Source organism: Neobacillus cucumis (assembly GCF_016908975.1).
GTDB lineage: Bacteria > Bacillota > Bacilli > Bacillales > Cytobacillaceae > Neobacillus > Neobacillus cucumis.
In genome coordinates this window covers 83,375-101,784 of sequence record NZ_JAFBEX010000005.1, presented here as the reverse complement: position 1 = coordinate 101,784, position 18,410 = coordinate 83,375, and the positions used below count along the sequence as shown (strand labels likewise).

The window sequence follows — 18,410 nt, the reverse complement described above, 5'->3', positions numbered from 1 at the left end:
TGTGTTAAAATACTACATTTAAAGCAATTTGTATTATTAATTCATCACCTGATTGAAAATTTCGAACAACTCATCTTTCTGGTAATTATATTCTTTACTAATCCAATTCTGTAAAATGGTCATAAATGAAGTGGCATATAAGTCACAAATGACATCAGGATACTTCGACTGATTAATTTTGCTAGAAATGTGATCATTCTCTGTTTTAGAATGTTCTCGTAAAATATCACTTGCAATTTTCACCATACTTTTAAATAATAAATGCCCATCCGATCCTAATAATGTATTTTCGAATAACACGAAATTTTCTTCGACATAATCCACAAGTAATTTAAACGGGTCTGTATTTGATTTTTTATTCAATTTCATAATCTCTTCCGATAAATGATAGATAAAATCCTTCAGTAGACTATATTTATCTACATAATATCGATAAAAGGTTGTGCGATGAATTAATGCATCATTACAAATATCTTGAATCGTAATCGAGGAAAATCGTTTTGTTTGCAGTACATGAATAAAGCTCTGTATGATTTGGCGCCTTGTTCGTTCAGTCGTATAGTTCATCGTACCATCCTTCTATATTAATATGTTTTTACTGTATTTGTATTAATCTCCAAAAATCAATCTAAAATTAATATTGGTTTCATCTCGTTTTTAGATATATAATTAGGATAAGAAATAAGAGAAAACGTTTTCAAATTGTAGCCACTTTGCTACTTCTCATATATAAGGAGGATTTAACATGAGCCAAGTTGAAAGAAATTTCAAAGTGAAGCATTTATTAGAAAAACAAAAATTCAATGAGAACGAAATTGCCTTAATGACAGATTCACAGATTGAGTATTATCACTGGCTTTATTTTGAAGATTCCGTTTATGACTATATGTAAGAACAAGTGCAAATCCTTCCCTAACAATCCACTTAGTGGGCTTAACGGAGTAAATAAATACTAAAAAAATTCTAAGGAATCGCAATTGGCGGTTCCTTTTTTCGTTGTCATCAGGAAAACCATAGTACTTTTCTCCATAAATTTTGTCGGAGTTCCATGTTTTGGAATTACATTAATGAAGTTGGGTACAATATTACCTGTTAATCACAAAAGTATATTTCATGAACCTCAAAAATAAAACGAAGGGGAATTGTGAAGTGAGAAATTGGATTCGATATTGCAAAACTTCTATTTTGTGTTTATTGGGCGTTATGCTTTTATCCAGTTGTGACCGTAGTAAATATATTGTCCTTGATCCAAAAGGCCCGGTCGGTCAGGAAGAGCTGCGTCTCATTATTATCTCTACCATTCTTTGTGCCGTTGTTATCATTCCTGTATTCGCCATATTTGTTCATATTGTAGTTCGTTATCGCGATAGACCAGGAAACACAGCACCTTATGAGCCTGAATGGGATGATAGCAAAGTGCTCGAAGTAATTTGGTGGGGAATCCCTATTGTTATTATAGGAATTCTAGGATTTTACACAGCAAGAACAGCGATCAATGTATCAAAGCCTCCTGTAAAAGATGTTACACCTGTTGTTGTTCAAGTAACTTCATTGGATTGGAAATGGCTGTTTACGTACCCAGGCCAAAAAGTTGCCACTGTCAACTATGCGGAAATTCCGGCTGGGGTTCCCGTTCAATTTGTCCTAACTTCTGATGCGCCTATGAATTCATTCTGGGTACCGCAGTTAGGAGGTCAAGAATATACCATGCCTGGCATGGCAATGGGTTTGTGGCTTCAGGCCAATAAAACAGGAGATTATTACGGCAGAGGAGCTAACTTTACCGGTACAGGATTTGCTCATATGAAATTTAGAGTAAAAGCTGTAAGTCAAGCAGATTTCAATAAATGGGCTGCTGGTCTCAAGAAAAACTCACCTGCTCTGACAAGCGACGGATATGAGAATTTGGTAAGACCAAATACGGTGAAAGAATTAAGCTTTTCTTCCTATCCTAAGAATCTATTTGAAGACGTCGTCAATAAAAATGGTGGAATCTATTTCAACCATCCACACCATATGGGTGATGACATGCAGATGCAAACCACTTCAACTCATCATTAAACAGGAGGAAACCATTTCATGAATACTTCGCATTTTTTTGTAACAGGCGATCCAATGATATATGGTGCAGACGTTTCTATTGCTTTAGTAACGATTGGTATTATCGCCTCTCTCACCATGCTAAAAAAATGGGGCTGGCTATGGAGAGAATGGATTACAACAGTTGACCATAAAAAAATCGGTATCATGTATCTATTGGCTGCCTTGCTGATGCTCTTTCGCGGCGGGGTAGATGCGATTTTAATGCGTATACAGCTGGCGGTTCCGAATAGTCAATTTTTAGCTTCTGACCACTATAATGAAATTTTTACCACTCATGGAACCATCATGATTTTATTTATGGCCATGCCTTTTATGTTTGCTTTGTTTAATATCGTTGTTCCATTACAAATTGGAGCTCGTGATGTTGCTTACCCATTTCTGAATGCCATTAGTTTTTGGGTATTCTTTATTGGAGCCATGCTCTTTAATATCTCTTTCGTTATTGGCGGATCTGCCAGTTCAGGGTGGTTATCATATCCCCCTTTATCGGAAACAACCTTTAGCCCTGGGCCGGGGCAGAACTTTTGGATCTGGGGTCTTCAAATTTCCGGGATAGGAAGTTTGGCCTCCGGACTTAACTTTACTGTTACCATTTTAAAAATGCGTACACCTTCCATGCGTTTAAGGGATATGCCTTTGTTTACTTGGTCAGTTTTAGCATCATCCATTGCCATTTTAGGGGCATTTCCAATTCTTACTGGTACATTAGGAATGTTAACAATCGACCGTTTACTTGGAGGACATTTCTTCACCATGACCTCAGGTGGTAACCCAATGATGTATATCAATCTGATTTGGATGTGGGGTCACCCTGAAGTCTACATCGTTGTCTTACCTGCGTTTGGGGTATTCTCTGAAGTAGTGGCGACCTTTTCCAAGAAACGTACCTTTGGATACGGTTCAATGGTCTACTCCATGATTGCGATTGCCGTCGTTTCTTACTATACATGGGCTCATCACTTTTTTACCATGGGCGCCGGTGTTGACGTGAATATTACCTTTGCGATTTGTACCATGATAATCGGGATTCCAACTGGTGTGAAAGTTTTCAACTGGCTTTTTACCATGTATCGCGGACGCGTCGAGATTTCGCAGCCCATGCTTTGGTTTTTAGCATTTGTTCCAACCTTTGTCATTGGCGGTGCAACGGGGGTCATGCTTGCAGCGGCACCAGCAGACTATCAATATCATAATAGCTATTTTCTAATTGCCCACTTCCACCAAGTTTTAATTGGTGGTGTCGTATTCGGTTATCTGGCTGGTATGTATTATTGGTTCCCTAAAATTTTTGGATTTGAATTAAATTATACACTTGGAAAATGGGGCTTTTGGCTTTGGCAAATCGGGTTTTATGTTTGCTTTATGCCTCAATATGCGCTTGGTTTTATGGGTATGACAAGGCGGATTTATATTTATAACCAAACCGAGGGCTGGGATATGGGCTGGGCTCCGCTCAATATCATTTCTTCTATTGGTGCGTTCTTAATGGGAGTTGCATTTGCCTTCCAAGTTTGGCAAATCCTATACAGCATTAAATATGGGAAACGTGATTTCACAGGTGATCCATGGGACGCGCGAACATTAGAATGGTCGATTCCTTCTCCAGCACCTCTATACAATTTTGCCATCCTCCCGGAAGTAAAAGGACGTGACTCCTGGTGGTATAAGAAACAAGAAATGAAAAAAGAAGGATATGAACAAGAGACTCCAAAATATGAACCGATTCATATGCCGAAAAATTCAGGCATTGCTTTTATCCTGTCATGCTTCTTCTTTATAGCCGGATTTGGATTTACGTTCGAATGGAATTGGATGGGCTTTGCAGGATTAATCGGTGTTGCGTTATCGCTATACGCACGTTCATTCCAATATGATACGGATTATTACATTCCAGTGGATGAAATTGAACGTACGGAAAGAGCTTTAAAGAATCGTTCTACTGTCATTCCAAAAACATCAACGGAAGAAACGTTAGGGAGGTAGAAAGTGGTGTCACAAAGTATTTCTGCGCAATCCTCTGGTCATGGTCACGATCATGGCCATGACCAGGGGGAATTGAAGGTTTTAGGGTTTTGGATTTTCCTTGTAACAGACTGTCTATTATTTTCAACATTTTTTGGAGCTTTTGCTGTGTTACGTGGTCATACAGATGGCGGATTTACAGCACATGATTTTGATGTTACTGGGTTTATTCTTGAAACCTTTATTCTTTTAATAAGTTCCTTTACAAGTGGATTAGCCGTAATATCCATGCACAAAGGAAAGAAAAATTCCCTTATTGGATGGTTAATTGTAACGGTCCTTTTAGGTGCCTCGTTCGTCGGACTTGAAATCAATGAGTTTGCAAACATGGCCGAGGAGGGTGCTACTATTTCAAGAAGTGCGTTCCTTACCTCTTTCTTCAGTCTTGTCGGACTGCACGGGGCTCACGTTTCATTCGGTATCATGTGGATGATCGGGTTGATCATCCAGCTTGCCCAAAGAGGCATTACATCAGTAACGAAAAATAAAATCTCAATTATTAGTTTGTATTGGCACTTTTTGGATGCTGTTTGGATCTTCATCTTTACCGTTGTCTACTTAATGGGGGTGATGTAAATGGCAAATCACGAACACACTGAACATACTGGAGCCATGAAGGCATACATCATTGGTTTCTTTTTATCGATTATTCTGACCATTATTCCACTCTTTTTGGTATTGAATCATATGATGTCAAAAACACCGCTGACGGTTAGTATCCTGATTGCAGCTGTTTTGCAATTTGCCATTCAGTTATTCTTCTTTATGCATATTCGTGAGGGCGACAAACCAAGGTACAATGCCATGGCACTAATTTTAGGTTTGGTTTTCGCTGTAACTCTCGTCTTTGGTTCTATTTGGATTATGGAGTTTAATTCTGTGGTTCAATAGAAACTAGGGTGATCATCCTACGGGTAAACCCACACTGGATCATGGAAGGTAAACACAAAGGAGTGAGGAGTCATGGCAGTTGTCCCGAAAATTAATCAGGAATCGCCATCTTTATTAAGTCGTTTAACTCAAACGATTTTAGTATATATAGAAGTCACCAAACCGAAAATTTTATTTATGCTAAGTTTTACTTCCCTGTGCGCTGCCATTGTTGCACAAAGAGGAGTACCATCTATGTATGTCACATTGGCAATGCTTTTGAGTGCATCATTGTCGGCAGGGGGTTCAGCGGCGATTAACATGTGGTATGACAGGGATATTGATCTCATCATGGAGCGGACAGCTAATCGTCCCCTTCCATTGGGTTTAATCCAACCCACATCTGTCTTGAGGTTTGGACTTGTATTGGGTGTATTATCAGTGGTTATCGCTTTTTTCTTTGTCAATCCTCTTACTGCTTTTTTAAATGCTGCGGGGTATTTCTATTATGCTGTCATTTATACAATGTGGTTAAAACGACGTACCCCTCAAAACATAGTCATTGGCGGAGGAGCTGGTGCTTTTCCCATTTTAATTGGCTGGTCTTCCGTTACGAATAGTTTAGATTTGACAGCGTGGTTAATGTTTTTGGTGATTTTTCTTTGGACACCGCCACACTCTTGGGCTCTTGCCTTATACAAGAATGATGAATATTCAAAGGCTGGCATCCCGATGATGCCGGTAGTTATAGGTCCTCGTGGAACCAAAATTCAAAGTCTTATTTATATGGTCCTTTTATTTGTTTGTTCCATCGTCCTTTACATACATGGGAACTTTAATACCATATACCTTGCAGGTGCCGTCCTTTTTAACAGTGCTCTCCTGTATTGCACTTTTAGAATGTGGAAAGAAGAGGATCATATATTTTTTTGGGCAAAACGGACGTTTATTTGCTCTTTGTTCTATATTTTAGGAGTGTTTTCAACAATGGTCATTGGAATTTCATAAAAGGAAAAAACGTTCATTAAGGGGGGACAAGATGAATTACGGACTAATCATTATTCTTGGTTTATTTGCTGTGACTTTTATTTTAACCACGATAATCTTTAAAAAGGCAATGAAAGAATAAATGGTACAACAGATTTAAGGGCTTTGTTGAAAATCCAACAAAGCCCTTTTTTATGCAGGTACCGGTACTAGGAATTGGTACTTTTTCGAGAGTTGTCTAGCTTCAGGCGCCATCGGCTCGAGGTCACAAGCATATCCAGTTGCGGCTCCTTGGGACTCGAGTCATAAGCCACCCCCTGAAGAAGGCAAAAAGCGCCTTCTTACAGTGGTCGTCTTATGCCTTAGTCCCAGAACAGTCGCCTCCACATTTAGGTCAATCCGGCCAAGAGGTTAAAGAACAACCTTCCGGCCGGCTCGTCTTGTGCTTGTCGCCGAAGTCTAAGCGCCTTGCGCTTTTCTAGTTATTCAGCCATCAACTTATAAAACATATATGAGGATAACCCCAACGCTATGACAAACAACCCAAAATATCCAGCTGTATAATAAATACTCTCCATTTTGTGCCCCTTTCTAATAACAGTTTGATTGCCTGAAAGAGATTAGATCGACAGCTCTTTGACAGTAAGGAAAAAAATCATTCTTTGAACAAATGATTTCTTTCTTGGATTGCTCCCAGAACAGCCCCGAAAATAAAGGTATATCCTGCACCGCCAAAACAGCCAAGTGCAAGGTTAAGATGGAAGTTTTCATTCATTGTCCAAGGAGTTCCATCCATTGCCCAGGGTTGACCCGTAAAAAGTTCATATAACATAAAAAGAACTCCTGCAATAATCTCCAATATTGTTAATTTTATGTACCATTTCATATTCTTTCCTCCATTATTTGGATGTATGTATTTGAAAAACTACATTATTCGCTTGATATGACTGAAACTCCCAACATCGGTGCAATGGTTTTGATATTATTACGATTTTCCACGATAAGCTTGCGAATTTGAGGTTTATTCTTTTGAGAAATCGCCTCAGTTAGCTGATCGTATTTTGCATCGATACCACCTGCAAATGTTTTACCCTTTTTAGCGATTAATGAAGGCAGGATAGCATCGTGAAATTCATCGTCAAGGTTACGCGAAAGGATTTTTGCAGAAGCATAATCTTCATGGGCTATAAATTTGTCCATCATTCTAAACCCATAGAACATATCATGAAAAGGCGTGGATAGTGATCGTTTAGCGTGAGTCATTTTGTAATCCGATTGAGTAGTGAGTTCATTATTGGTTAGTGTATCATCACAGCCAGCAACACTAAGTATTAATAGTGTTCCCATAATTCCAATCAATATTTTTTTACTCATCTTTTTGCCCCTTTTTTATAAATTTGGATAAAAACTCATGAAAACATCACATACTAGTGATAAATCATTTCTGTTTTATTATCCCCATTTACAAGCTTTTTATCATATCCAACATAAGCTCACATTATATTTTCACTAATGCCGATGGGGCTCCACTAACTTTTAGAGACAGAAAAAAGATGCGATCACTACAGCTATCACATCTTTAATGAAAACATATTATTGTTGTGTTAAAATTTTAAATATTGCCCGCTATGCGAGTTATCATCGTAATTCTCAAATTCTATCTGGCTTAAATTATCTTTATAGGCTTTATGAAAGAGACGATTCTTCATCTTCGGGCTGAAATTTCTGAAGACTAATGGATTCATCATTTGGTTTTCCCGCATTAGTGAAAATAAAATATAAAACAACCCAGATCGGACTCATCGCTGCCATACCTCTAACAAAGCCAATTAGAAAATCTAACATATATTTTCACCTTCCCATTATGTTAGTAAACAAGGAAAAGGTTTGCCGTTCCCATTCCCAACATTCAATAATTCTTTGATAAACAGCCTTTTACTGTTCATCCATCTTTTTTATGTGAAATAATAAATTGAACTGACTGCAAAGGAAGAAATAGAAGGCTGCAGAATCCTGCGAAATGAATGGCTGAAAAATGACATATACTCATACTAGAATTTTGTGATAGCGTTTGCAAAATCAAGAAATTAAAACAGGCTGCTTTATGCGGCATTAATTGAGGGTATGGAATAATATGGAAAGTTATTCAATAAAAACTAAAAAGAAAAAGAAGCATAAATTTTTTAACGCCAAGTTAATTCTTTCTCATCCCTCCTATTTCTTATACATTTAATAATATATTCTATGTAACAACAGTAAAATTCCTTCTTTTTTGAAAATTTTAAATATTAAAAAATATGACAAAAAAAGAGAACCAGAATCGGTTCTCTTTTTTAGGTGTTCTTATAAATTCACTCCATTGGATGCAATAACTTCTTTATACCAATTGAAAGATTTTTTAGGTGAACGCTTTAAGGTGCCATTACCATAATCATCCTGGTCTACATAGATAAACCCATAGCGTTTAGACATTTCTGAAGTACCGGCACTGATCAAATCGATACAACCCCAAGTAGTGTATCCCATTAGATCGACTCCATCTTGAATGGCTTCGCCCATTGCTTTAACATGTTCACGTAGATAATCAATTCTATAATCATCATTAATGGAACCATCTTCTTCCACCTTGTCATAAGCCCCTAATCCATTTTCCACGATAAATAAAGGTACTTGATAACGGTCATACATTTTCTTCAAGGTAATTCTTAAACCTGTGGGGTCAATTTGCCAGCCCCAATCAGATGTTTCAAGATAAGGGTTCAAAATTCCACTAGAGAAGTTCCCTTTTTGTTTCAATTTATCCGGATCACCGCTCGCTACCATGGTCATATAGTAGCTAAATGATAGGAAGTCAACTGGGTGCTGCAGCAAGATTTCTTCATCACCAGGTAACATCTCGATTTTGATGTTATTCTTTTCGAAATAACTTAACATATGGCTTGGATAATAGCCACGAACCTGAACATCTGTGAAGAATAGATTCTTTTGATCTTCTTCCAGTGCTACTAGCACATCTCGTGGATTACAAGTTTCTGGGTACACTTCCATACGAGCTAACATACAGCCGATTTGCGCTCCAGGAATAATTTCATGACAAGCCTTAACCGCTCTTGCACTAGCAACGAATTGATGGTGAAGTGCTTGGTATACAGCTTGCTCCTTGTGCTCTACACGGTCCACAAGAATACCAGAACCAATATATGGAGAGAATTGAGAGATATTGATTTCATTAAAAGTTAACCAATACTTAACTTTATCTTTGTAACGGTTAAATACGGTTTCTGCATAACGGACAAAGAACTCAACAAGGCGACGGTCTGCCCAGCCATTGTATTTTTGAACCAAGTGAAGAGGAATTTCATAGTGTGATAAAGTGACTAAAGGTTCGATACCATATTTTTGTAATTCATCAAACACTCTGTCATAAAAGGCAAGACCTTCTTCATTAGGCGTTAATTCTTCTCCAGTTGGAAAAATACGCGGCCAAGAGATAGACATACGGAAGACTTTAAAGCCCATTTCTGCAAACAACGCAATATCTTCCTTGTAATGGTGGTAAAAATCAATTCCACGGCGCTTTGGAAAGTTTTCGCCATCCCCTAAGGATAATAATTCTTCTAATTCTTTTTCGCTTTTAACATCCATCTCGGGATCATTTCCGCGTTCCTCTTTTGGCACAAATTTAACCATATCGAAAATGGATAATCCTTTGCCGCTTTCATTATATGCACCTTCTAATTGGTTAGCTGCAGTTGCGCCACCCCATAAAAAGTCTTTAGGAAATTGAATATTAGCCATTATTTTTACCTCCAAATATATTTTTTGTAAAATATGGTTTCGGCTTGGAGCCGAAAACCATATTCCATATAGATTGAACCTATAATTACACAAGCACTAATAGCTTTTCATTTTTATCAACTTGTCCTGCTTGTAATACTTTAATTTCCTGATAATCTGGTGTGTTTGTAACAACGATTGGTGTTACAACTTGATAGCCAGCTGCTTTAATCGCTTCTACATCAAATTCAACCAATAAATCCCCAGCTTTTACAATATCCCCTTGATTCACATGGGCCGTAAAATGTTTTCCATCTAATTCAACCGTATCCATCCCAACGTGAATGAGGATTTGAGCACCATCTTCAGATGTAAGGCCAATCGCATGCTTTGTTTTAAACATAATTGTTACTTCTCCATTAACAGGAGAGAAGACTTTTCCTTCAGATGGGTTAATCGCTACACCTTTACCCATTGCTTCACTTGAAAATACTTGGTCTTTGACTTCTGATAAAGGAACGATTTCGCCTTTGATTGGGCTAACTACTTCTACTGGACCTTCTTCTTTTTTCACTTCTACTTTTGTTTCTACTTTTGTTTCTTCTTTGCTTGCTGTGTCCTTGAATCCAAAAAGGGCAGTTAAGATAAATCCTAATACGAAAGATACTACAATCGCAATCATAGCTCCCCAGAAAGCCATATCAAGTCCTGCTCCTGGTTTGATAAAGCTTGGAATAGCGAAAATTCCCATTCCACCAAACATCCATAATTTACTTCCAAAAGCACCGATAATTCCGCCGCCAATTCCACCTGCGATACAGCTCATGATAAAAGGCTTTTTAAGCGGTAAGGAAATACCGTAAATCGCTGGTTCTGTTACACCGAAAATTCCTGAAATGAAAGCTGGAATACTTAAAGATTTTAACTTTTTGTTTTTGGTTTTTAACATAACACCTAAAACAGCACCAGTTTGTGCAAAAGATACAAAAGTGGTTGTAGCTAGAATTGGATCGTAATGTAAAGATGAAATGTTGTTCATTGCAATTGGAACAAGTCCCCAGTGAAGACCAAACATAACGAATACTTGCCAGAAGCCACCAAGAACTAAACCAGCCACGATTGGGCTTAATTGATAAATCCAAATGGTTCCTGCACCTAGTAAACTACCAGCCCACGTTGCGATTGGTCCGATGACTAAGAATGTTAACGGTACCATTACCATGATTGTAAAGAATGGAACTAAGAATGTTTTTACTACATCCGGAATGATCTTTTTGAATCCTTTTTCTACCTTTACTGCAAAAAATGCTGACAATACAATTGGAATAACACTTGATGCATAACTCATTAAGATAACTGGAATTCCTAAAAATGTTACATGAATATCAGATTGGAACAAGGTTCCTTTAAATAGTGTATAAAGTGGTTTTCCTGCTGACAAAGCTGTTAAACCTGGATGAACAAGTGCTGCGGCGATTGCCATACCGACAAACGGCGTTCCTCCAAATTTTTTCATTGCTGTATAACCTAGGAATATTGGTAGGAAATTGAATAAGCCATCTCCAGCGATATTTAATAAGCTATAAGTTCCAGACGTTGCTTCTACCCAATGCAAAGCTAAGATTAAGGCTGCAAAACCTTTAAGCATACCTGTTGCAGCAAGTACTCCTAAGATTGGTGTGAAGACTCCTGAAATCATGTCGATGAATTTGGCACCTAGACCGACTTTTTTACCATCATCATCATTTGAAGCGTTTTCACTTACTCCACTAAGACCACCAACTGCTAATACTGCGGCATATACATCTGGTACGTGATTTCCGATAACAACCTGATATTGTCCGCCGCTTTTCATGACCGTAACGACACCGTCTAAGTTTTTAATTTCCTCAGTTTTTGCAATACTTTCGTCTTTTAATTTGAAACGAAGTCTTGTTACACAGTGGAAAACACTATTAACATTTTCTTTTCCACCAATTAATTCAAGTATGTCTTTCGATAACTTTTCATACTTCATGTTATTGACCCTCCATAAATTAAAATAGATAGAATAATAGAACTCGCGCGCGGGAATAATAACAAAAAGGCAGGCAAAACCAAAATCACGGACCATTGGAGCATTCACTCAAAATGTTCATGTGATTTAGGTTTTGCCTGCCTGACCAGTAACAATCCTAAGTTCTTGTTATCGTTTTCTTGTTTATACTATACTACCATTACGAGAAATTTGTCAACGCCTTCATAAAACTTTTTTCATTTTTTATCGAAAGTTGTCGTTCCTCTTAACTAAAGCACTGTTGCCCTATATTGAACAATTTTGCTTTGTTTAAGATTCGACTTTATTACGGATTGTAATAACATTCGTTGCTTTCTTTTTTTCAGATATGGAAGCAAGTGCAGATTCATTAAATCCTTTTGCGATGAGCCAAACGGCTAAAATCATTTCATTAGCCGCAACTGGCAGCGCCAAAATACCACCCCAAACAGAAACTTGTTGAATGACACCGAACATTTCTAACAAGGCTGCAATAAATACAAGAACTGCCCCTGTTATACCCAAAATGGGTATAAACCTTGGTACGAGCTTGGATTTAAAAAAGATATAACTGTACATCAATGTATTAATGCCCAGCATGAAATTGGGACCAAGCAAAAATGTCCAATCATGCACCGCTTTTAATAAAATACCTGATGCTTGAAAGGAGTCGATATTTTGGGCCCCCGCTGCTACATATTCTCTGCTTAGTGTTAGTAAGGACAGGACGCTGATTATTCCAACCGTAATAATAACCGCTTCAAGAAACCTAAAAGCTAAATGCCAAAGAGCAATCGTTTCATTATACTTTTTTAAAAATGGAAACATGGTGGTTGCAGTACCAATTGCTGAAACGACAAGAATTAACTCCATCACCACTCCCCATATAACCTTGTCTGCATGTGAGGAACCTTGGATCAAGTAATCAGGAGTATTTAGGATAGGTCTGTATAAAATAACAGCTATTACCGCTGTAACGGCTGCCATGATAAATAATACTCCCACAATTTTTGCTGCTTTTTTGCTTGAATTCATATTTATATCCCCTTTTTTAATAAATTCAAAAACAGTAAAGCAAAACACTTTTCGTTTTAGAGCTTAGTTTGATCCCCATAGAAGAATACTTCCTCCAACGGTAAGTTAAAGGCATGAGCAATTCGAAAAGCTAATTCTAGAGATGGAGAGTAATTTCCCTTTTCGAGAGCCACGATTGTTTGTCTTGTTACGCCTACCTTGTCAGCCAACTTCTGCTGGGTCATTTCATCATGGTTAAATCGTAATCTTCGGATATGATTGCCGACAAGATTTTTAGCCATATTAGACTCCTCTTCTATAGTGATAAAGTTTTGTCAAGGATCCGGTGATATCAGAAAAGAACCCTGAAACGATTAGGATTATAAACATCACCTGTGACGGCTGATAGAAAACCAGCGATCCCATTGCAAGTAGAAAGCCGAAAATAAATATAAAAAAAGAAATTCGGTTTGCTTTTAAGTCGATTAACTTATCCAGTTCATCCGCAAATTTTGGTTCCTTTTCTCCCGTCGTCATTCGAAAAATAATGTTAAAAAGAATACTAATAATGATGTGTGCCACTATTGATAACAAAGTCAAAATGAGGACGAATGTACCCCAATAGCGAAAGGTTTCCATCGACTTCAGCCCTCCCTCGGGGTGCCGCGGGTACATATACAAGCAATAAATTGCAAAAATGAGTAAGGTGCTAATCAACGATACGATACTCTTTTTTTCTTGATAGGTCATGGTTTCCCTCCCTGTACATTTTACTTTACACTTAGTAATGTTTATTATACATAATGTAATATAAACTTTACATTAAGTAAAGTATTAATTACAAAAAATTCCAAAAATAAATAAAATTGAAATATACTAACATTAACCGAGCACTAGTTGGAGGAAGTTATGAAATGAAGTACCTAAATATGTGATAAAATTTTGAATAAAAAGAAAACGCAGTTTTATACTTAATATTCACTTAAGTTAATTTTAATAAGATTTTAATAAATATCTCTCCAATTTCTAATATAGTAAAAACAGTGTCATCTCAAATAAATACGAATTGGAAATTGATTAGCAAAATGACACTTCAATAAGGGAAATGATTTTAATGAACTTGTATAACTACATATGAAAATCGAAAAGATATTGTAATATAATCTCTTTTTGTTCAATCAACATGCAATAAAAAACGGCGTATTTCAACAACAATATACTTATTTGATAAGGGGAATTTGTTTTCATGAATCCAAAAATTAGAACCTATCTGCCAGCGATCCTAATTATACTCATTGCTGCTGGCATTCTTATATATCAGGCACTATCGAAACAGGATGTTCCAGACGACCTTAAACATAAAATGCAGGAAGCCGCAAAAAATGGGCAAAATTTGACACCAGAACAAATGAAGGCTATGAGAGGTAAAGGTGACGGGGGCGGATTAAAGGGATGGATGACACAGGTTGGGAATGTTTCCATCTTCTTAGGTACGGTTGCCTTCTGGTGGTTCCGTTTCAAAAAGAAGATGACTTCAAAGGTACCATTTATTAAAAAACTCTCCAAATTTTTATACAAAGTACATAACTTTGTGGGTTGGACTGCTTTAGTATTAACAGCTGTTCATGGTGCCTATTTCCTCTATACCAAAAAACTTGGTGACCATGATCAACTTTCTGGGATTGCAGCCGGTCTTATTCTTCTTACGCTTGCTATGTATGGGTATGTGATTCGTAAAATTAAAAATAAATGGACAAGACAGGTACACAGACTGCTGTCTTTTGCATGGTTAATTGCACTCGCCTTTCATGCAGGCGGATTTTTCGGTACATGTGTCGGCGCTAGTATCGGACTGTGGATTCTTATAGAATTCTTTGAAAGAAGTCAAAGTCAGCCAAAAAAACAAGTGGCATAGATGTCACTTGTTTTTTTGTGAATAAAATTTTAGAATGTAGAATTAATTTCTCCATTCACTTAATTACTCATTATTTCCCCCTGAACTCTACTTCTTGTATGAGTATTAATTTCAAAAAATCAATCTAAAAATAATATTGGTTTCATCTCGTTTTTAGATATATAATAAAGACAAGAACCAAAAGAAAACGTTTCCAGTTGTAGCATTCGCTATTACATATACATAAGGAGGCTATAGATATGAGCCAAGTAGAACGAAATTTCAAAGTGAAACATTTATTAGAAAAACAAAAATTCAATGAAAAAGATATTGCTGTTATGACAGATTCACAGATTGAGTATTATCACTGGCTCTATTTCGAAGATTCAGTTTATGATTATATGTAAGTAGACATGAAACAAATTTCAAATTGAAAAAACATAAATAAAAATGCCTGTCCCGGAGTACTTCGGACAGGCATTTTATCTTGCAATAAACAAAAGAGTTACGATTATTAATAGGCATTGCACTTAACTTGATTTGTTATAATTAAATTTGGTTCTGTCGATGCCTTTATGTCTTCAATAGTATATCCACTAGCCACTTCTATTAATTTCAAGCCTTCCTCCGTTACATCTATTACAGCTCGGTCAGTTATAATTCTATTAACTACTCCTTTTCCCGTTAATGGGAGAGAGCATTTTTTTAAAATTTTTGCCTGTCCATTTTTGTTTACATGTTCCATAATCACAATGGTTTTTTTCGCTCCGTGAACCAAGTCCATTGCTCCACCCATGCCTTTAATCATTTTTCCGGGAATCATCCAGTTTGCCAAATCCCCATTTTCAGCCACTTCCATTCCACCTAGAATGGCGATATCAATATGACCTCCACGTATCATGGCGAATGATTCAGCGCTGTTAAAGAAACTAGCTCCGCTAACTGCTGTGACAGTTTCTTTCCCTGCATTGATCAAATCTGGGTCGACTTCCTCTGCTGTTGGGTACGGTCCAATCCCTAGAAGCCCGTTTTCAGATTGTAAAACCACATGTTTGTTTTCTGAAATATAGTTAGCCACCATAGTTGGCATCCCGATACCAAGATTTACGTAATTTCCGTCTTGAATTTCTATTTCTGCCCTTTTTGCTATCTTAATTCTAACGTTACTCATTTATGTTTGCCCCCCTACTAAGCTCTTACGGTTAGACGCTCAACTCGTTTTTCATGTTTTCCTACAATCAATCCTTGAACATAAATTCCTGGAGTGTGAATTTCATTTGGCAATAGTTCACCGACTTCTACGATTTCTTCTACTTCAGCAATGGTGACTTTTCCAGCAGCAGCCATCATCGGATTAAAGTTTTGTGCTGTTTGTCGGTAAACTAAGTTTCCTAGTTTATCAGCTTTCCATGCCTTTATTAAACTAAAGTCAGCTGTTAATGCCTCTTCTAGTAAGTATTCTTTACTATTAAATTCTCTTGTTTCCCGTCCTTCCGCAATGGGTGTTCCAACACCTGCCGGAGTGTAAAAAGCAGGGATCCCAGCTCCGCCGGCACGTATTTTCTCTGCTAGCGTTCCTTGGGGTACCAACTGTACTTCTAATTCCCCACTTAACACTTGTCTTTCAAACTCCTTATTTTCTCCAACATACGAGGAAATCATCTTTTTTATTTGGTTATTCTTTAATAAAATACCAAGTCCCCAATCGTCTACCCCACAGTTATTTGAAATGACCGTTAAATCTTTTGTGTTCTTTTTACATAATGCTAAGATAAGATTTTCTGGAATTCCAACAAGTCCGAATCCCCCAACCATTAACGTCATTCCATCTTTTATTTCATTTACTGCTTCTTCGAAACTGGTAAAGATCTTTTTCATCACGATTCCCCTTCCTTTATTTAAAACTCACAATTCCCCAGACCAAAGAACATAAAACGCTTACAAAACGGACAAAAAGGCGGTTTTTACCTCCGTCTAATCAATTTCCCTATCATTTGATTAAAATTTTACAATATTCTTTTTTATGAGTAAAATGAATAAAAGTAATAAAAGTTATTACGAAATGGAATAAAAGGTGGTTTAGAATGGAATTAAAGGATTTGCAATATTTTATGGAAATTGTTAAATATGGAAGTTTCACAAAAGCGGCGGCAAGTACTTATCTATCACAGCCAACCTTAAGTAAGTCTATTAAAAAATTAGAATCCGAATTAAATGTTGAATTATTTGAACGTTCAACCCGTAAATTAATGTTAACTGATGCAGGGGAAATTGTTTACAAGCAAGCCTTAACCATATTAGGGGCTACAAATGAGCTCACCCTATTGATAAATGATTTAATGAATTTACCAACTGGCAAAATTAAAATTGGGATTCCCCCTTTGATTGGCACCCTCTTTTTCCCAACAATCGCCAAAAATTTTGGAATGCTTCATTCGTCTGTTTCCTTAGAATTAATAGAACTTGGGGCAAAACGGATTGAATATTTAGTAGAAGAAGGGCAAGTAGACGTCGGAATCGTTGTCTTACCAACCAATCATTCCAAATTTGATGTGATACCATTCATTAAAGAAGAATTTATGTTGTATACAGATCCAACACATCCCTTCGCAAAACAAGAAGAAATCAAACTGGAACAATTAGCAGAGGAAAAATTCATCCTTTTTAATCAAGAATTTGCCTTACACAATTTAATCATTCAGCATTGTCAGAAAGCAGGTTTCTATCCTAAAATAGCCTATCAAAGTTCGCAATGGGACTTAATCGCTGAACTGGTTAGTGTTCAACTTGGAATCACTCTTTTACCAAAATCCATCTATACAAAAATGGACAAACAAACGATTAACATGATTCCATTGCATTCTCCGCCCATGTGGGAACTTGCTGTCATCACCAAAAAGGACCGTTATTTATCCTTTGCCGTAAGAGCTTTGCTTCAGTTCCTTTACGATCAGTATAAAATTTAATGTTTTTTCATTCTATGAAGAAATGCTTTTTATAAAATTTTAGCTAAAGAGCCCTTCCAACTTGAATTTCTTAACATAGATTGTAATGAATGAGTACAAGATTACCACTATCAATGTTGATTATTGTGAATTCCATGTTTGGAGGGAAAAAATTATTAAAAAATTGATCATGAACGATGCGATTCAGTCAAAAGAAGTAAGACTCGTATCAGAAAGCGGTCAACAAGTATTACCCACCATTCAAGCGCTTAATATGGCGATTGAACGGGGATTAGACCTTATTCAAATCACGGAGTCTGATCCGCCTGTTTGTAAGATTTTAGATGCAGGAAAATACAAATATGAATTACAGAAAAAAGAAAAGCAGAACAAACAGAATCAGAAAACAATCGAAACTAAAGAAATACGCATGTCCATTACGATTGACGAAAATGATTTTCAAACAAAGGTAAGAAGCGCGGAGTCCTTTTTGACAAAAGGTTATTATGTCAAAGTAAGTGTTCGTTTTCGCGGAAGAGAAATTACGCATATAAAAATTGGTGAAGAAATCCTTACTAATTTTTGCCAAGAGGTCAGCCACTTAGTGACTTCAAAAACAAATGCTACATTACAAGGGAATATGTTATCGATATTGTTAAAGCCATAAAATTCGTTACAAATAATCCATAAAAAAAGCTCAAATCTTTGAGCTTTTTTTGTGGATTAACTTATTAATTGTTTACAAGGGGGAAAAAAATCTCCC

General features: G+C 36.8%; 21 protein-coding genes. 10 read left to right on the top strand and 11 right to left on the bottom strand.

What is annotated here, in order from left to right; genetic code table 11:
• Nucleotides 1-36 precede the first annotated feature (36 nt).
• Complete coding sequence (locus JOC76_RS08175; protein WP_205177108.1) at nt 37-567, bottom strand: TetR/AcrR family transcriptional regulator; 531 nt, start codon at nt 565-567, stop codon at nt 37-39.
• Between the two features lie 178 nt (nt 568-745).
• Between JOC76_RS08175 and JOC76_RS08170 the strand changes: the two genes are divergently transcribed.
• The 6 genes from JOC76_RS08170 to JOC76_RS08145 all read left to right on the top strand — a co-directional run bounded on the left by JOC76_RS08170 (nt 746) and on the right by JOC76_RS08145 (nt 6,003).
• Nucleotides 746-892: a BH0509 family protein gene (locus JOC76_RS08170; protein WP_205177107.1), complete on the top strand. Its 147-nt coding sequence runs from the start codon at nt 746-748 to the stop codon at nt 890-892.
• Between the two features lie 257 nt (nt 893-1,149).
• Complete coding sequence (locus JOC76_RS08165) at nt 1,150-2,061, top strand: ubiquinol oxidase subunit II (protein WP_307784701.1); 912 nt, start codon at nt 1,150-1,152, stop codon at nt 2,059-2,061.
• Between the two features lie 18 nt (nt 2,062-2,079).
• Nucleotides 2,080-4,086, top strand: coding sequence for a cbb3-type cytochrome c oxidase subunit I (locus JOC76_RS08160; RefSeq protein WP_205177105.1), 2,007 nt, complete (start codon nt 2,080-2,082; stop codon nt 4,084-4,086).
• A 6-nt stretch (nt 4,087-4,092) separates the two neighbouring features.
• On the top strand, nt 4,093-4,701 hold the full coding sequence (locus JOC76_RS08155) for a cytochrome (ubi)quinol oxidase subunit III (RefSeq protein ID WP_307784700.1): 609 nt from the start codon (nt 4,093-4,095) through the stop codon (nt 4,699-4,701).
• A complete protein-coding gene (locus JOC76_RS08150; protein ID WP_205177104.1) occupies nt 4,702-5,016 on the top strand; it encodes a cytochrome o ubiquinol oxidase subunit IV in 315 nt (104 codons plus the stop codon). It begins immediately after the preceding gene.
• A gap of 72 nt (nt 5,017-5,088) precedes the next feature.
• Complete coding sequence (locus JOC76_RS08145) at nt 5,089-6,003, top strand: heme o synthase (protein ID WP_205177103.1); 915 nt, start codon at nt 5,089-5,091, stop codon at nt 6,001-6,003.
• Nucleotides 6,004-6,637: 634 nt separating this feature from the next.
• Here JOC76_RS08145 and JOC76_RS08140 read toward each other — a convergent pair.
• The 8 genes from JOC76_RS08140 to JOC76_RS08105 all read right to left on the bottom strand — a co-directional run bounded on the left by JOC76_RS08140 (nt 6,638) and on the right by JOC76_RS08105 (nt 13,558).
• A complete protein-coding gene (locus tag JOC76_RS08140) occupies nt 6,638-6,868 on the bottom strand; it encodes a hypothetical protein (protein ID WP_205177102.1) in 231 nt (76 codons plus the stop codon).
• Nucleotides 6,869-6,912: 44 nt separating this feature from the next.
• A complete protein-coding gene (locus JOC76_RS08135) occupies nt 6,913-7,356 on the bottom strand; it encodes a hypothetical protein (protein WP_205177101.1) in 444 nt (147 codons plus the stop codon).
• A 312-nt stretch (nt 7,357-7,668) separates the two neighbouring features.
• Complete coding sequence (locus JOC76_RS08130) at nt 7,669-7,827, bottom strand: hypothetical protein (RefSeq protein ID WP_205177100.1); 159 nt, start codon at nt 7,825-7,827, stop codon at nt 7,669-7,671.
• A 498-nt stretch (nt 7,828-8,325) separates the two neighbouring features.
• Nucleotides 8,326-9,780 carry a glycoside hydrolase family 1 protein gene (locus JOC76_RS08125; RefSeq protein WP_205177099.1) on the bottom strand — a complete coding sequence of 485 codons (1,455 nt, stop codon included), beginning with the start codon at nt 9,778-9,780 and terminating at the stop codon, nt 8,326-8,328.
• A gap of 85 nt (nt 9,781-9,865) precedes the next feature.
• Entirely contained in the window at nt 9,866-11,776 is a 1,911-nt protein-coding gene (locus JOC76_RS08120; RefSeq protein ID WP_205177098.1) for a beta-glucoside-specific PTS transporter subunit IIABC, read from the bottom strand.
• A 309-nt stretch (nt 11,777-12,085) separates the two neighbouring features.
• Complete coding sequence (locus tag JOC76_RS08115) at nt 12,086-12,829, bottom strand: DUF4386 domain-containing protein (RefSeq protein WP_205177097.1); 744 nt, start codon at nt 12,827-12,829, stop codon at nt 12,086-12,088.
• Nucleotides 12,830-12,885: 56 nt separating this feature from the next.
• Nucleotides 12,886-13,110 carry a helix-turn-helix transcriptional regulator gene (locus JOC76_RS08110; protein ID WP_205177096.1) on the bottom strand — a complete coding sequence of 75 codons (225 nt, stop codon included), beginning with the start codon at nt 13,108-13,110 and terminating at the stop codon, nt 12,886-12,888.
• A 1-nt stretch (nt 13,111) separates the two neighbouring features.
• Nucleotides 13,112-13,558, bottom strand: coding sequence for a hypothetical protein (locus tag JOC76_RS08105; RefSeq protein WP_205177095.1), 447 nt, complete (start codon nt 13,556-13,558; stop codon nt 13,112-13,114).
• Nucleotides 13,559-14,054: 496 nt separating this feature from the next.
• Between JOC76_RS08105 and JOC76_RS08100 the strand changes: the two genes are divergently transcribed.
• A complete protein-coding gene (locus JOC76_RS08100; RefSeq protein ID WP_205177094.1) occupies nt 14,055-14,723 on the top strand; it encodes a hypothetical protein in 669 nt (222 codons plus the stop codon).
• A gap of 239 nt (nt 14,724-14,962) precedes the next feature.
• On the top strand, nt 14,963-15,109 hold the full coding sequence (locus JOC76_RS08095) for a BH0509 family protein (protein WP_205177093.1): 147 nt from the start codon (nt 14,963-14,965) through the stop codon (nt 15,107-15,109).
• A gap of 107 nt (nt 15,110-15,216) precedes the next feature.
• On the opposite strand, the gene JOC76_RS08090 is transcribed toward JOC76_RS08095, so the two are convergent.
• A complete protein-coding gene (locus JOC76_RS08090; protein WP_205177092.1) occupies nt 15,217-15,873 on the bottom strand; it encodes a CoA transferase subunit B in 657 nt (218 codons plus the stop codon).
• A 17-nt stretch (nt 15,874-15,890) separates the two neighbouring features.
• On the bottom strand, nt 15,891-16,580 hold the full coding sequence (locus JOC76_RS08085) for a CoA transferase subunit A (RefSeq protein WP_205177091.1): 690 nt from the start codon (nt 16,578-16,580) through the stop codon (nt 15,891-15,893).
• A 206-nt stretch (nt 16,581-16,786) separates the two neighbouring features.
• On the opposite strand from JOC76_RS08085, the gene JOC76_RS08080 reads away from it, so the two are divergent.
• On the top strand, nt 16,787-17,668 hold the full coding sequence (locus tag JOC76_RS08080; RefSeq protein WP_205177090.1) for a LysR family transcriptional regulator: 882 nt from the start codon (nt 16,787-16,789) through the stop codon (nt 17,666-17,668).
• An 85-nt stretch (nt 17,669-17,753) separates the two neighbouring features.
• The gene (gene infC, locus JOC76_RS08075; RefSeq protein WP_205177089.1) at nt 17,754-18,314 is read left to right on the top strand and encodes a translation initiation factor IF-3; all 561 of its coding nucleotides are present in this window, start codon (nt 17,754-17,756) and stop codon (nt 18,312-18,314) included.
• Nucleotides 18,315-18,410: the final 96 nt, after the last annotated feature.